At 56.4% G+C, this 14,477-nt stretch carries 13 protein-coding genes; 11 read left to right on the forward strand and 2 right to left on the reverse strand.

Features of this window, described 5'->3' with window-relative positions:
* Positions 1-2 precede the first annotated feature (2 nt).
* Positions 3-1,238: a lipoprotein-releasing ABC transporter permease subunit gene (locus AC14IB_RS08810; protein WP_484231526.1), complete on the forward strand. Its 1,236-nt coding sequence runs from the start codon at positions 3-5 to the stop codon at positions 1,236-1,238.
* Complete coding sequence (locus AC14IB_RS08815; RefSeq protein ID WP_484231527.1) at positions 1,231-1,917, forward strand: ABC transporter ATP-binding protein; 687 nt, start codon at positions 1,231-1,233, stop codon at positions 1,915-1,917. The genes AC14IB_RS08810 and AC14IB_RS08815 overlap by 8 nt, the downstream gene beginning before the upstream one ends.
* A gap of 3 nt (positions 1,918-1,920) precedes the next feature.
* Here the strand turns inward: AC14IB_RS08815 and AC14IB_RS08820 are convergent, their stop codons facing one another.
* Positions 1,921-2,478 carry a DUF2062 domain-containing protein gene (locus AC14IB_RS08820; protein ID WP_484231528.1) on the reverse strand — a complete coding sequence of 186 codons (558 nt, stop codon included), beginning with the start codon at positions 2,476-2,478 and terminating at the stop codon, positions 1,921-1,923.
* A 133-nt stretch (positions 2,479-2,611) separates the two neighbouring features.
* Here AC14IB_RS08820 and AC14IB_RS08825 point away from each other — a divergent pair, with 133 nt between their 5' ends.
* Genes AC14IB_RS08825 through murB form a run of 9 tightly spaced genes read left to right on the forward strand, consistent with a single transcriptional unit; the run spans position 2,612 to position 11,411 of the window.
* On the forward strand, positions 2,612-4,957 hold the full coding sequence (locus AC14IB_RS08825) for a DNA internalization-related competence protein ComEC/Rec2 (RefSeq protein ID WP_484231529.1): 2,346 nt from the start codon (positions 2,612-2,614) through the stop codon (positions 4,955-4,957).
* A 44-nt stretch (positions 4,958-5,001) separates the two neighbouring features.
* Positions 5,002-5,634 (forward strand): MotA/TolQ/ExbB proton channel family protein, encoded by a 633-nt coding sequence (locus AC14IB_RS08830; RefSeq protein ID WP_068860014.1) that lies wholly within the window; start codon positions 5,002-5,004, stop codon positions 5,632-5,634.
* Positions 5,631-6,056 carry an ExbD/TolR family protein gene (locus AC14IB_RS08835; RefSeq protein WP_484231530.1) on the forward strand — a complete coding sequence of 142 codons (426 nt, stop codon included), beginning with the start codon at positions 5,631-5,633 and terminating at the stop codon, positions 6,054-6,056. The genes AC14IB_RS08830 and AC14IB_RS08835 overlap by 4 nt, the downstream gene beginning before the upstream one ends.
* Positions 6,057-6,065: 9 nt before the next feature.
* Complete coding sequence (msbA, locus tag AC14IB_RS08840) at positions 6,066-7,853, forward strand: lipid A export permease/ATP-binding protein MsbA (RefSeq protein ID WP_484231531.1); 1,788 nt, start codon at positions 6,066-6,068, stop codon at positions 7,851-7,853.
* Positions 7,843-8,877 carry a tetraacyldisaccharide 4'-kinase gene (lpxK, locus tag AC14IB_RS08845; RefSeq protein WP_484231532.1) on the forward strand — a complete coding sequence of 345 codons (1,035 nt, stop codon included), beginning with the start codon at positions 7,843-7,845 and terminating at the stop codon, positions 8,875-8,877. Before msbA ends, lpxK begins: the two co-directional genes overlap by 11 nt.
* Positions 8,870-9,070: a Trm112 family protein gene (locus AC14IB_RS08850; RefSeq protein WP_484231586.1), complete on the forward strand. Its 201-nt coding sequence runs from the start codon at positions 8,870-8,872 to the stop codon at positions 9,068-9,070. Before lpxK ends, AC14IB_RS08850 begins: the two co-directional genes overlap by 8 nt.
* On the forward strand, positions 9,036-9,866 hold the full coding sequence (gene kdsB, locus AC14IB_RS08855; RefSeq protein WP_484231533.1) for a 3-deoxy-manno-octulosonate cytidylyltransferase: 831 nt from the start codon (positions 9,036-9,038) through the stop codon (positions 9,864-9,866). Before AC14IB_RS08850 ends, kdsB begins: the two co-directional genes overlap by 35 nt.
* An 8-nt stretch (positions 9,867-9,874) precedes the next feature.
* Positions 9,875-10,390 carry a low molecular weight protein-tyrosine-phosphatase gene (locus AC14IB_RS08860; RefSeq protein ID WP_484231534.1) on the forward strand — a complete coding sequence of 172 codons (516 nt, stop codon included), beginning with the start codon at positions 9,875-9,877 and terminating at the stop codon, positions 10,388-10,390.
* Positions 10,380-11,411: a UDP-N-acetylmuramate dehydrogenase gene (murB, locus tag AC14IB_RS08865; protein WP_484231535.1), complete on the forward strand. Its 1,032-nt coding sequence runs from the start codon at positions 10,380-10,382 to the stop codon at positions 11,409-11,411. Before AC14IB_RS08860 ends, murB begins: the two co-directional genes overlap by 11 nt.
* Positions 11,412-11,493: 82 nt before the next feature.
* On the opposite strand, the gene AC14IB_RS08870 is transcribed toward murB, so the two are convergent.
* Entirely contained in the window at positions 11,494-14,409 is a 2,916-nt protein-coding gene (locus AC14IB_RS08870; RefSeq protein WP_484231536.1) for an Rne/Rng family ribonuclease, read from the reverse strand.
* Positions 14,410-14,477 lie beyond the last annotated feature (68 nt).

The raw sequence follows: 14,477 nt of genomic DNA on the forward strand, positions 1-14,477 counted from the left end.
TCATGTTTAAACCACTCTCTGTTTTTATCGGGCTGCGCTATACGCGTGCTCGCCGCCGCGAACGCTTCATCTCCTTCATGTCGCTCAGTTCCATGATTGGATTGATGTTGGGCGTAGCCGTTTTGATTACCGTGCTGTCGGTAATGAACGGCTTCGATCGCGAACTGAAGCAACGCATTCTCGGCATGGTGCCACAAGCAACCATTACGTCGAGTGAGCCTCTGCAAAATTGGCCTAAGCTCGTACAAATTGCCGAAAGCACCGTGGGCGTTATTGCAGCGGCTCCCATGACGCAAGTTCAAGGCATGCTGACGGCGAATGGCCAAGTTAGCGGCGCCATGATTACGGGCATTGAGCCGGCGCGTGAGCAGCGAGTATCGATCCTGCACGACTTCATGGTGCAAGGCAGCATGGCCACCTTGCGCGATGGGGATTTTGGCATCGTACTTGGCCAACAACTGGCGAACAGCCTGGGCGTGGCCGTGGGCGACCCCATTACCTTGGTGTTGCCCGAGGCGACGATCAGTGCGGCGGGCGTTATTCCGCGCTTCAAACGCTTCACCGTGACGGGAATATTCAAGGTCGGTGCTGAGGTCGATGGCTTACTTGCCTATGTTCACTATGCCGATGCCGGCAAGCTCTTACGCATTGGCAGCAAGGTCCAAGGCGTGCGTTTAAAAGTCGATGACCTATTTCAGGCTCGCGCCATTAACGAGCGCTTGCTAGCTAAGTTGCCGCCCTTTTTCTACGGCAATGACTGGACGCAAACCCAGGGCAGCTTGTTCAACGCGATTAAAATGGAAAAGACCATCATGTCTTTGCTGTTGCTGCTGATTGTTGCAGTGGCAGCTTTTAACATCGTGTCCAGCTTGGTCATGGTGGTTAATGACAAGCGCTCGGATATCGCCATTTTGCGGACTTTGGGGGCAACCCCGCGCATGATTCAGCGAATTTTTCTGGTGCAAGGCACGGCTATCGGATTGGGTGGGACGCTGGCGGGTATGCTGCTGGGCGTGACCTTATCGCTCACCGTCAGTGACCTGGCGGCATTTTATGAGCGGGTCTCCGGGGTGCATTTGTTTGATGCTTATTTTGTGAACTATCTACCGACCGAGCTGGTGATCAGTGATGTGGTCTGGGTCAGTATCACCGCCTTTATTTTGAGTTTCCTCGCCACCTTATATCCCGCCTATCAAGCAGGACGCGTTCAGCCGGCGGAGGCTTTACGCTATGAGTAATTCGTGGGTGTTAAGCGCAGAAAACCTGAGTCAATGTTTTCGCGAAGGCCCGCAAGCCATCGACGTTTTGCGCGGTGTCTCTTTTCATATTGAGCGGGGCGAATGTGTTGCCATTGTTGGGCGCTCGGGCTCGGGTAAAACCACGCTGCTGCATTTATTGGGTGGTTTAGAGCAGCCTTCACAAGGCGTCGTGCAATTGCTTGGTGAGCCCTTTAGCCATGCCAGCGAAGCGAAGCGGAGCCAGTTGCGTAATCGTCACGTAGGCTTTGTTTATCAGCTGCATCATCTGCTACCAGAGTTTACCGCACGCGAAAATGTGGCGTTGCCGTGTGTCATCGGTGGCCTGTCGGTACGCGAGGCACAGCAGCGGGCAGATGACTTGCTGGTGCGTGTGGGCTTGGCAGACCGTGGCGGACATACCCCAGCGCAGCTCTCAGGTGGCGAACGTCAGCGTGTGGCCTTAGCGCGCGCGCTGGTGACCCAACCGGCGGTGGTGTTAGCGGATGAACCTACCGGCAATCTCGATCGCGATACCGCTGAACAAATTCATGATCTGATTTTGTCGCTAAACAAGGACTTACAAACCAGCTTTGTCATTGTCACCCATGAAGAGCGCTTAGCTTCGCTCATGGACAGGCGCCTGCGCTTGGAGCAAGGCCGGCTCCTGGCCTCAGAGTAGGCCTTAATTGTTTGGCGTCAGCGCGCGCCGTGCAGAGCGCGCCTGCCATTGTTTGGCAACATGCCAGCGCCAATACACCTGCATCCCAAGATAACCGAGGCTGCCGAATCCCACACCTAAAAGCACCGTGCCGACCAAAAAAGGCTTAATCGGTGCATTGACGCTGCTTGTGGTTGAGTTGATGTCTAGCGAGATCATGGTAGCCAATAAGCCCTCCATGTCGGACCAGCTCAGCATCGGTACGCCCAGAATTAAACTGCCCGTTGCGTAGGCAACATACATAAACGGCAAGATCGTAATGGGGTTGGTCAGCCAAGTCAGCACCAACACCATAGGCAAATTAATGCGAAGAGCCAGCGCCGTTAGCGTGGCGGGCACCATTTGAAATGGCATGGGCATAAAAGCAAAAAATAGGCCCCAAAACATGGCCAAAGAAGCAGAGCGCCGATTGAGATGCCAAACACTGGGGTCGCCTAATCGATGCCGCAAAAAGCCCAACGATTTTTGCGCACGGATTTTGTCGGGTGAAGGCAAATAGCGGCGAATCAGGGCTTTTGGCATGGTAAAGCAGCTTCCAACAAGCAAGAGCGGAGAGCCTAGTCTACACTGACAAAAGCAACACGAGCAGGCGAACAACGCCGGGGATCCGTTTTGCGATGTCACAAGGAGTGTGGCTGTGCGAGTGAGTATTCGCTTGAGTACCGCATGTTTATTGGGCTGGATTTTCGGGCATCTTAGTTTGTGGTTTTGGTCGACATTGCCTCCCACAGAACTGACCATAGGCTGCGCGTTGCTGGCCTTAGTCGTCCTGTGTTTTCAGCCCAAACGCCTATTGGCCGGTTGTGCTGCCTTGAGCTTGGGCATTTTGTGCGCGACTCAGGCGGCACGACTACAACTGGACACACGCATTCCTACAGCCTGTGAGGGGCAGCTGCTGACGGTGAATGGCGTCATAGTCGGTTTGCCTGAGCCGGCAGAGCCGTTCGGAGTTCGCTTCCGATTTCAGCCAGATTACGTCCAGTCACATCCTACGGAGTGTCTTCATAAGGAAGCACTTTGGCAGCTGAGCTGGCGAACCGACGCGATGCCTTTACCGGGCGAGCGTTGGCGTATTCAAGTCAAGTTAAAGCGGCCCCACGGCCTGCAAAACCCCGGTGGATTTGATGTGGAGCGCTGGCATCACGCCGAAGGTGTATCAGCCACAGGCTGGCTGCGTGACGGCCAGCGTTTAGCGCGTGCTACACCGTCCATTGATCTTTGGCGATGGCAGATCCGTCAGCGCTTACTCGCTGAGTTTCCGCTCCAGCGGGATGCCGCAGGGACCGTTTTGGCCTTGCTCACCGGTGACCGCGTGGGCATTAGCCCGTCGGCATGGGAGCGTTATGCGCGCACTGGGGTCACCCACTTAGTTGCCATTTCGGGTGTGCACATCACTTTAGTTGCCTGGCTAAGTGGCTATCTCTTTCAGAGCCTGTGGCGCCGAACACCTACTGCCGCAAAGTATTGCTCGGCGCTGCGGCTGGGCGGCCTAGTCGGTTGGCTGGTGGCGGCAGGTTATGTGTTGCTGGCGGGTGCCGAAGTGCCTGCACAGCGCACCTTGTTTATGTTGGCGGTAATTTTGTTGATGCGCTGGCTGCCGGGTCAGTTTAGCGGGCCGCAGATTTGGATGACGGCGCTGGCCGTGGTGCTGCTATGGGATCCCTTGGCGGTTCACAGTGTTGGGCTGTGGCTATCGTTTGGCGCGGTAGGGCTGTTGATGGCCGCTGGTATGCCCTTGGGCGAAGAGGGCGGATGGCGGGCTGCCTTGCGCGCCCAATGGCTGGCAACATGGGGTTTGTTGCCCTTGTCCTTAGCCATTTTTAGTCGCGTTTCGTGGGTGAGTTTTCCGGTCAATCTCATCGCCATTCCGGTGATTACCTTTACCGTTGTGCCTTTAAGCATGTTGGGCTTGTTGTGCTGGCCTTGGCCGTCGCTAATGGCTGCCTGTTGGGGCTTGTCCGTCCTGCTGATGCAGCAGCTAATCAATGTATTGGACTGGGCGGCAGCGCTTCCTGGCGCCTGGCAGTCATTTGCCTTGCCTTCTGGCAGTGCGTGGGGCTTGGCGCTAGTCATGATGCTCGTGCTGATGCCACGGGCCATGCCGGGTCGGCTGTGGCTTATTTATCCACTCGCGTGGGTGGTTTGGCCGCAGCTGTTACCGACCACGGGGGCTGTGCGTATGACCTTACTCGATGTGGGGCAGGGCTTATCGGTGGTGTTACAGACGCGGCATCATCAGCTGCTGTATGACACCGGGCCCAGCTTTGGGCCCATTGCCGATGCAGGCTCTCGCGTGATTTTGCCGGCCTTGCGAGAGGCGCGAATCACCTCTCTCGATCGCTTAATTTTTAGTCATGATGACCTGGATCACACCGGAGGTGGCGCCAGTGTGTTGGCGGCCTTGCCTGTGAAGCAAGTGCTAGGTGTTTGGCCTTCGGCGCTGGATGCGCCCGCGCGTCATACGCCTTGCAGGGCAGGGCAACGCTGGTTCTGGGACGGTGTGCAATTTGATGTGCTTTGGCCCTACCCAGAAAGTACCGTTGCCGGTGATAACAATCAGTCCTGCGTACTGCGAGTGCAAGCGGGTAAGCACGTGGTCTTGATCATGGGCGATTTAGAGGCCGTGGCAGAGCTGCAGTTGGTCGCAGAAACCCCGGTGCAGCATTTAAGGGCCGACTTGTTAGTGTTGGGTCACCACGGCAGCAAAACCTCGAGCACGGCCACGCTGCTTGATGCGGTTCAGCCAAAGGAGGTCATTGCTGCGGTGGGGTATCGCAACCGCTTCAAGCATCCGGCAAAAGCGGTGTTGCACCGATTGCAGGAGCGGGGCATACACGGTTGGCGTAGCGATGCTACTGGGGCGCTCCAATATGATATTGTGCCTGCCCAGCCTTGGCCAGATGTTCAGCGCTGGCGAGTACAACAAGCGCATTATTGGCTTTGGCCAGAACATAGTGCCGCAGGTCGCGCAAGCCTTGGCGCACTTCACGTGTTCCCGTAGAGTAGCCGCATCGGAATTGGGCTTAGCCCTCGGGAGTGTGCCCTGTGTGGGAAATGATGAAATCCGGTGGCTGGCTCATGCTGCCACTACTCATTGCGTCGGTATTGGCGCTCGCTATTATTCTGGAGCGTGCCTGGACACTGCGCAGCAGTCGCATCGCGCCTAAGCATTTGCTCGCGGACGTGTGGACGCAATTACAAAGCGGCGATCTCAAAGGGGAGGCATTGCTTAGGCTGCAAGCCGGTTCACCGCTGGGCGCCTTGTTAGCCGCGGGGCTGATTAATGCTCGCCACGGTCGTGACATCATGAAAGAAAGCATCGAGGATGCGGCATCTGGCATTGTGCATGAGATGGAGCGCCATCTAACGCTGCTGGGTACTATCGCGCAGATTGCCCCGTTGCTGGGTTTGCTGGGCACCGTGGTGGGCATTATTGAAGCCTTTTTGGTGGTGACCAGTGGCGGCATTAGCGATCCCACGGCATTGGCCGGGGGTATTTCCAAAGCCTTGGTGACAACGGCAGCAGGTATTGCTGTTGCTGTGCCAGCGATGATCATGCATCGGTACTACTTCCGTCATATCCAATCGTTGGTGGTGTACATGGAGCTACAAGCCGTGAAACTGGTGGACATGCTGCATGGCGATCGTGAAGTCGATATTCGTGAAGGTGGCGCGTGAAACTGCGCCGTCCCACGCAAGATCCGCTGGAGCTCAATCTCACGCCGATGATTGACTGCCTGCTGTTCCTGATCATTTTCTTCATGCTGTCCACGACATTTGCCAAGACGGGCAAGCTGCAAATTCAATTACCGCAGGCGGATGTTGGCGCGAGCAAGCCGGTCACCAAGGCGTTGGAAGTAGCCATAGATTCTCGTGGTCACTACGCCATCAATGGTCAGCCCTTGGCTTCCAAGAAGGCTGAAGACCTTCGTCAGGCGATTGAGTCAGCAGCCGGCAATCAGCGTGATCAGCCGTTTGTTATTTCCGCCGATGGTCAGGCGCCGCATCAAGCCGTGGTTACCGTCATGGATATTGCCGGTCAGCTGGGTTTTCGTTCTCTGGGCATTGGCGCGCGTGATGCCAAGCCGCCATCGCAATAAGGCTTTTTCATGACCGATGAAGTGACCACCACGCCACCGACCCCGCCCGCCACAAGCTGGGAGTCTTATAAGCGTTTATTGAGCTATACCCGGCGTTATTGGAAGTTTTTTGCTTTCGCCGTGGTGGGTTTTATCATCAATGCACAGACTGAGTGGGCATCTGCGCAATTACTGAAATACATTATTGATTCCATTCAGAACAAAGATCAGACCGCTAAAGACTGGATCCCTTTCCTTATCGTGGGCATTTTCTTTGTTCGCGGCGTGGGCTCATTTATTGGCACGTACTACATGTCCATGGTCTCGCGCCATGTGGTGTATGCCTTGCGTATGGACTTGTTTACCAAGCTGCTGAAGTTGCCGGCTAGTTTTTATCACCACAACTCGCCTGGCCATATTGCCGCGAAACTCATTTATAACGTTGAGCAAGTCACCGCGGCCGCCACCGAGGCGCTAAAAACCATCGTTCGCGAAGGCGCGATTGTGATTGGCCTGTTTAGCTATTTGCTTTACACCAACTGGCGTTTGTCGTTGTCACTGTTGCTGGTGGGGCCGTTTGCCGCGTTGTTGGTACGCACGGCGAGTAAGCGTTTCCGTAAGCTGGCTAAACGCATGCAAAACACCATGGGCGATGTGAATCACATTACCAATGAAACCATCACGGGTTATCAGGTGGTCAAAACCTATGGTGGCGAGCCGTTTGAGCTGGGGCGTTTCAATCGAGCCTCTCAGGAGAATTTACGCCAAGGCATGAAAATGGTGGTGACCAGTGCGGTGAGTACACCCTTGGTTCAGCTCCTCATGTCGATAGCAATGGCCTGCGTAGTTTGGGTCGCATTACGCCCGGACATCATGCAGGGCACCTCGCCGGGCGAGTTTATTGCCTACATCACCGCTGCTGGCCTGTTGGCCAAGCCCATCAAATCGCTGACTGAAGTCAATGAAAAGCTGCAGCGTGGCATTGCCGCAGCACAATCTGTGTTTGAAGTGCTAGATGAGCCTGCAGAGCCGTCGGGTGGCACGCGGGCCATCGGGCGCTTGCAGGGCGATGTGGAATTTCGGCATGTGCAGTTTGCTTATGAGCCCAACCATCCTGTCTTGAAAGACTTTTCATTGACGGTCAAGGCCGGGCAGACCGTGGCTATTGTGGGGCGCTCTGGTTCGGGTAAAACCACCTTAGTGAATCTATTGCCGCGTTTTTATGATGCGCAAGCTGGCGAGATTTTGATTGATGGCCATCCCATCAATGAATATCCCATCAGTGAGTTACGCCAGCAAATTGCCTCCGTGGGGCAAAAAGTCATCCTCTTCGACGACACCGTAAGCAACAACATCGCCTATGGCGCATTCCGTGACTTGCCTCATGAAGCGGTCGTTGAAGCGGCTAAAATGGCCTTTGCCGATGAATTCATTCGAGCCATGCCCAACGGCTATGACACACGAATTGGTCAAGATGGTGTGCAGCTATCCGGAGGGCAGCGCCAACGCTTGGCGATTGCACGTGCATTAATTAAAAACGCCCCCATCCTGATTCTCGATGAAGCTACAAGCGCGCTCGATAATGAGTCGGAGTTCTTCATCCAAGCTGCCTTAGAGAAAGTCATGGAAGGGCGAACAACCCTTGTGATTGCGCACCGTTTGTCCACGATTGAAAACGCCGATTGGATCGTGGTCATGGATGCCGGCGAAATTATTGAGCAGGGTACGCACCGTGAGCTACTGGCGCGTGAAGGCATGTATGCCCAGCTGCATAGCCGTCACTTTAGTGAAGAGGATACGGGTGGCCATGCCGCCTGAGGCTAAGGGCTCTGTCGCGTCGCCCAAAAACTGGGCAGAACGTTGGTATCAAGGGTATCTGCTGTTTGCCTTGCTGATGCCACTGGCCTGGCTTTTTATGGCAGTGGCTGGCCTGCGCCGGCTGGCTTATCGCTGGGGCGGGCTTCGTGCTTGGCGGGCTCCGGTGCCGGTCATTGTGGTCGGTAATATTTCCGTTGGTGGCACCGGCAAAACACCACTCACCCTAGCGTTGGTTGAGCAACTTCGTCAGCACGGCTGGCGACCCGGCATTGTCAGTCGCGGTTATGGCGGTAAAGGCGCGCAGTATCCCCAGCATGTAGAGGCGGATGCTTGTGCTAGTAAGGTGGGCGATGAGCCACTTTTGCTGGCGCGTCGTTCACAGGCACCGGTGGTGATTGACCCTTTGCGTGTTCGTGGTGTGCAGCATTTACTGGCGACCAGTAATTGCAATGTGGTGATTTGCGATGACGGTTTACAACACTATGCCCTTGCACGGGATATCGAAATTGCCGTCGTGGATGGGCAGCGCGGATTTGGTTCAGCTTGGCGTTTACCCGCCGGCCCGATGCGTGAGTCCTTAGCGCGATTAGAAACTGTCGACTTCGTGGTAGTAAACGGCCCTTGGCGTGCTTCGGGAGACGCCCCCGCATCCGCCATAACCCTGTCGCTTCAGGCTGCACCTTGGCGGCCCGTTGGTGTTCACCCGTCTCTGCCCGTGCCAACAGCAGGTCATGTGCATGCCGTTGCTGGCATTGGTCATCCACCGCGCTTTTTTGCCTTGCTTGCGGAGCAGGGCTTTCAGCCTATTCCGCATGCCTTTCCTGATCACCACGCCTACAGCGCCGAGGATTTGCAGTTTAGCCCGCCTGCACCCGTGGTTATGACGGAAAAAGATGCGGTGAAATGCGCCGAAATTGCGCCGCCTAATAGCTGGTATGTGCCGGTTCAGGCTATTCTGCCCGACAGTTTTTGGCAGGCACTGACACAGCGCCTAGCCACTTGGAGAAAGCCTCATGTTGGATAAAAAATTACTCACGATCCTAGCCTGTCCGCTGTGCAAAGGGCCTTTGCAGTATGTCTCGGAACAAGCCGAATTGATCTGCAGAGCCGATGCCTTGGCATTTCCGATTCGTGAAGGTATTCCCGTCATGTTGGAAGGCGAAGCTCGCCGCTTAACGCTGGATGAAACCTTGCCGCCCAGTCGCGGCAGCTTCTAAGGAGCCTACCATGAGCTTTCGCGTTGTCATTCCTGCTCGTTTTGGCTCCAGTCGCTTGCCCGGCAAGCCCTTGCTCGATATCTGCGGCAAGCCCATGGTGGTGCATGTTTACGAGCGCGCTCTGCAGAGTGCTGCCAGTGATGTGGTGGTCGCCACCGATGACCCGGGCATCGAAGCCGTGTTGCGCGAGTTGGGAGCCCCGGTGGTGATGACCCGTGCGGATCATCCCTCGGGCACCGATCGTTTGCAGGAAGTGGCTGCGCATTTTGGTTGGGCTTCCGATGATATCGTGGTGAATGTGCAAGGCGACGAGCCATTGATTCCGCCCGCGGTTATCAATCAGGTGGCGGAAAACCTCATGCAAGCGTCGGCCGCGAGCATTGCCACGCTAGCCGAGCCCATTCATGGTGCCGAGCAGCTGTTTAATCCGAATATCGTCAAGCTGGTGCGCGATGCGAGTGATCACGCGCTCTATTTTAGCCGTGCCCCCATGCCCTGGGCGCGAGATGCTTTTGCGCAGAGTCGTGAGCAGCTCCCGCCCGAAGCGCTGTCGCTTTATCTGCGCCATCTCGGTATTTATGCATACCGCGTCGGCTTCTTACATGACTATGTGTCGTGGCCACCGGCGCTGATCGAGCAAGTTGAGGCGTTGGAGCAGCTCCGCGCGTTATATCAAGGCGTGAAGATTCATGTCGGTGTGGCAGCCGTTGAGTTGCCGCCCGGGGTTGATACGCAGGCCGATCTGGATCGTGTCCGTGTCGTCATGGCCGCGCAGCTCGCTTCTCGATCGGTGTGACGTCTCGCGTGAGCACTGAAAAGCCTGTCCGTGTCCTGTTTGTTTGCCTGGGGAATATTTGTCGCTCGCCCACCGCCGAGGCGGTATTTAAGCGCCAAGTGGAGCAGGCCGGTTGGCAGAGTTTGATTCAGGCGGACTCGGCAGGCACGGCAGCCTGGCATGAGGGTAAAGCCCCAGATCCCCGATCGCAGCAGCATGCGCGTGTGCGTGGATATGATCTGTCGGCATTGAGAGCGCGACAAGTGAAAGTGGAAGATTTCGCCGATTTTGACCACATTATCGCGATGGATGCGGCCAATTTAGCCGAAGTTAAGCGCCTCCGCTTGCAGGTAGGCGAATCAGCCAAAGCACGTCTATCGTTACTGCTCGACCATCACCCCGAGTTGCAGGGGGGTGATGTTCCAGACCCCTACTATGGTGGTGCCGAGGGCTTCGAGCAGGTCTTAGATCAGGTCGAAACGGCGTGTACGCAGCTATTACGCTCATTATTGAAAACACAGGGAGTATTTGGCTGTGGCTGCTGAGCTGACATTTTTCGAAAATGCCGATCTCACTCGACTCAATACCTTGGGCTTACCGGCGCGAGCGCGGTTTCTCGCGAAAGTCAGTAGCGAAGCGGCTCTTATGCACGTGTTGCGCTCGGTTACGGCACAGCGTATGCCCGTCGAGATCTTGGGTGGCGGCAGTAATTTGGTGTTGGCAGGCAATGTGCCGGCGCTGGTGATTCAGCCTTGCCTGATGGGGCGGCAGGTGTTGTCTATGCATGGAGATGCTGTGCTGGTTGAGGCTGGTGCGGGAGAAAACTGGCATGCCTTTACGCAGTGGACTATCGCTCAGGGTTTATCGGGGCTGGAAAATTTGTCGCTGATTCCGGGCTCAGTGGGTGCGTCGCCCGTTCAGAACATTGGCGCCTATGGAGTTGAAGTAGCGGATGTGATGCATTCGCTAACGGCGATTGATCGACTGACTGGCGCGCGAGTGGAATTGGCGGCTGCGGCGTGCGCCTTTGCCTATCGCGACAGTTTGTTTAAGTCGCGGGCACCGGGTCGCTACATTATTACGAAAGTTCGCTTTTTATTGTCGCGAAAACCCACAATACGACTCGATTATGGCGATATACGTCGCGAAATTGAACGACTTGGTATTGTCCAAGTGACGCCGAGAGCCGTCGCAAATGCAGTCATTGCTATTCGTCAGAGCAAGCTGCCAGATCCGATTAAATTAGGTAATGCGGGCAGTTTCTTTAAAAATCCGGTGGTTCCGGTAACGCAGGCGGATGAGCTGCGCCAGCGGTTTCCCGCCCTGGTTAGCTATCCGCAAACGGTTGGTCTGAAATTGGCAGCGGGCTGGCTTATCGAGCAGGCAGGCTGGAAGGGTCGCAATCAAGGCGCTGTAGGCGTTCATGATAGGCAGGCCCTGGTGCTGATTCATCGTGGCGGTGGTTCAGGCGCACAATTACTGCAGTTAGCGGCAGATGTTCGCGCCAGTGTGCTGGATAAGTTTGGGGTGGTGCTGGAGCAGGAGCCAGTGATTTGGGGCTTGTAAACTAACTTCACATCAGGCTATCGTCAGAAAGCAAAAAGCCCCACTTTTGGGGCTTTTTGCTATTCGCTAATCCGCTGGCGGATTAGCTCTGTGAGCCTTCGCTTTCAGCTTTTAGTTCAGCTTTGGCGCGCGCTTCGGCTTCACGCTGTAGGCGCCTACGAACACGTGGGTCATTGCTGGCACGACGTGGGGCCTTGCTGTCGTCTGCGCTATTAGTTTCAGGCGTTTCGCTGGCAACGACTTCAGTGGCCGATTCAGGGACTGGCGCTGCTGCTTCAGCCGGAGCTTCTGCAATGATTGGCGCTGGTTCAGAGATTTCAGCTTCAGCCACAACTTCAGCTGCAACTTCAACAGCGGGAGCCTTTGTTTCTCCTGCAACAGCAGTAATAACTTCATCTGCAACAACTGTGACAGGAGCAGCTTCAACCACAGGTGCTGGCTCGACTTCAGTGGCGGCAGCCAATTCAGTCACAACTTCAGCAGGTGTCGCAGCCACTTCAATAGCGGGCTCTACCGAAACGTCGGTCACGACTTCGGGTGCTGTCGTTTCTGTTGTGATGAGGCTTGTCTCAGCTACCGTTGCTTCGGCAACGACTTCAGTGGCAGTGGTTTCAACGGCAACCGTTTCAACTGCTGCTACGGATGCGTCGGCTTGCGACTCACCCGGCACGGGCAGGCCAGCATCGATTAACACCTGTGGGTCGCGCTCGCGCGGGCCACGCTGACGGCGCGCAGGGTGACGGTTGCGACGACGACGCTCGCCGCCTTCAGCTGCTAAAGCTGGTGCAACACCCGCTTCTCCGACAACGCCATCATCAGCCACAACGACCGTTTCGTTAACCAGTGTTTCATCAATCGCTACTGCTTCACGCGGTGGGCGTGGTGCGCGCGGTTGACGCTCACGGGGCGGACGCGGTGCGCGCTCTGCAGGTGCAACGGCAGGAGCCGCTTCCAGTGGCTTATCAATCTGGCTGCGACCGCCAACGGACTGCACTTCCAGGTTCTGACGATTGCCACGATCACCATTGCGATCGCCATTACGAGGATTGCGATTGCCCTGACCGCCTTGGCCTTGGCCCTGACGTTGCGGACGGTTCTGACCCTGACCCTGTGCGTTGCCGCGTGAGTTCATGGGGCGACGCTCTGGCTGTGGTGCTGGCACCGGCTCTGGCTTGACGCCAAACAGGCCCTTTAGCCAAGCCATAAAGCCTGTAGGCTGCGGGGCTGCCACCACCGCAGGTGTACCACGACCGAAGTGGCTTGGGCGTTGTTGACGTCCACTGCCGATTTCACGGCTGGCTGTATCGCGTGCGGCACCGGTGTCACGGCTAGGAGCTTGTGCTTCGCGGGGTTGCTGTTCGCGTGGCGCTGGCGCTTGCGTCTGTGGCTGGATATTGCGTACTGCAGCGACCTGACGCTTAGGCGCGTCGCCGTCAACGGCTTCCAGCACGACTTCAAGGGCGGGTGGCTGGATGCGTTCTACCATCTTGAAGCTAGCGATATCTTCATCGCCTTCTTCGACTTGGTCATCACGCAGGCGTGTGACTTCGTAGTGCGGCGTTTCCATGTGTGGGTTCGGCAAAATCAGGATGCGCACTTTGCTGCGAGCTTCCAGATCGGCCAGCGTTTTGCGCTTTTCGTTGAGCAAGAAGGTGGCCACCGAGACAGGTACCGACGCGTTGATTTGCGCCGTGCGGTCTTTCAGTACTTCTTCCTCGATCAGACGCATGATGGACAGCGACAGCGAGCGCACATCGCGAATCACGCCAGTACCGTTGCAACGCGGGCAGACCAGGCCGGTGGCTTCTTCCAGCGATGGACGCAGACGCTGACGCGAGAGTTCGAGCAAGCCGAACTTGGAGATGCGGCCGATCTGGATGCGAGCACGATCCATCGCCAAGGCATCACGCAGACGGTCTTCAACCATGCGCTGGTGCTTAGGAGGCGTCATGTCGATGAAGTCGATGACGACCAGACCGCCGCTGTCACGCAGACGCAGCTGGCGCGCGATTTCGTCGGCTGCTTCGAGGTTGGTGTTGAGTGCGGTTTCCTCGATGTCGCTGCCTTTAGTGGCGCGCGAGGAGTTAATGTCGATGGACACTAGTGCTTCGGTTGGATCGATGACGATGGAGCCGCCTGACGGCAGCTTCACTTCACGCTGGAAAGCGGTCTCGATCTGGCTCTCGATCTGGTAGCGGTTAAACAGCGGCACCGAATCTTTATAGAGCTTGATCTTGGTTTGGTAATGCGGCATGACTTGCTGGACGAAGGCCATGGCTTCGTTGTACGCGGCTTCGTTGTCGATCAGTACATCGTTGATGTCCTGACGCAGGTAGTCACGAACGGCACGAATAATGACGTTGGATTCCTGGAAGATTAGGAAGGGCGCGGTCTTTTCTTTGCCAGCGCTCTGAATCGCCGTCCACAGCGTCATCAGGTAGTCGAGGTCCCACTGCAGTTCTTCGGCGCTGCGGCCGAGACCTGCCGTGCGAACAATCGCACCCATGTCGTTGGGGATGTTGATGGCGTTGAGGGCGTCTTTCAGTTCCTGACGCTCTTCACCCTCGATGCGGCGCGAAATGCCGCCGGCACGCGGGTTGTTCGGCATCAGCACGAGGTAGCGGCCGGCCAGCGAAATGAAGGTCGATAGGGCAGCGCCCTTGTTGCCGCGCTCTTCTTTCTCCACCTGAACGATGACTTCTTGGCCTTCCTGCAGCGCATCTTTAATGGTGATGCGGCCGCCGGCTTCTTTTGGCGTCTTGTGGAAGTATTCGCGAGCGACTTCTTTCAGCGGCAAGAAGCCGTGACGATCGCCACCAAAATCAACGAAGGCGGCTTCGAGGCTGGGTTCAATACGGGTGACGCGACCCTTGAAAATGCTGGCCTTTTTCTGCACGCGGCCGCGGTGTTCAAGGTCAAAATCATAGAGGCGTTGGCCATCTACCATAGCGACGCGAATTTCTTCGTTGTGTGTCGCGTTAATCAACATGCGTTTCATGTGTGGGTCTACCCATGGGGTTATGCCCCACATCGGGTGCCCGCAAGCAAGCCGCGGCAACAGCAAAA

The organism is Perlucidibaca sp., from assembly GCF_057084925.1.

Excerpts from the sequence above, each read along its gene's own strand:
- AC14IB_RS08810 (WP_484231526.1), top strand. The coding sequence starts at position 3 with ATGTTTAAACCACTCTCTGTTTTTATCGGGCTGCGCTATACGCGTGCT.
- AC14IB_RS08815 (WP_484231527.1), top strand. The coding sequence starts at position 1,231 with ATGAGTAATTCGTGGGTGTTAAGCGCAGAAAACCTGAGTCAATGTTTT.
- AC14IB_RS08820 (WP_484231528.1), bottom strand. The coding sequence starts at position 2,478 with ATGCCAAAAGCCCTGATTCGCCGCTATTTGCCTTCACCCGACAAAATC.
- msbA (WP_484231531.1), top strand. The coding sequence starts at position 6,066 with ATGACCGATGAAGTGACCACCACGCCACCGACCCCGCCCGCCACAAGC.
- lpxK (WP_484231532.1), top strand. The coding sequence starts at position 7,843 with ATGCCGCCTGAGGCTAAGGGCTCTGTCGCGTCGCCCAAAAACTGGGCA.
- kdsB (WP_484231533.1), top strand. The coding sequence starts at position 9,036 with ATGAAACCTTGCCGCCCAGTCGCGGCAGCTTCTAAGGAGCCTACCATG.
- AC14IB_RS08870 (WP_484231536.1), bottom strand. The coding sequence starts at position 14,409 with ATGAAACGCATGTTGATTAACGCGACACACAACGAAGAAATTCGCGTC.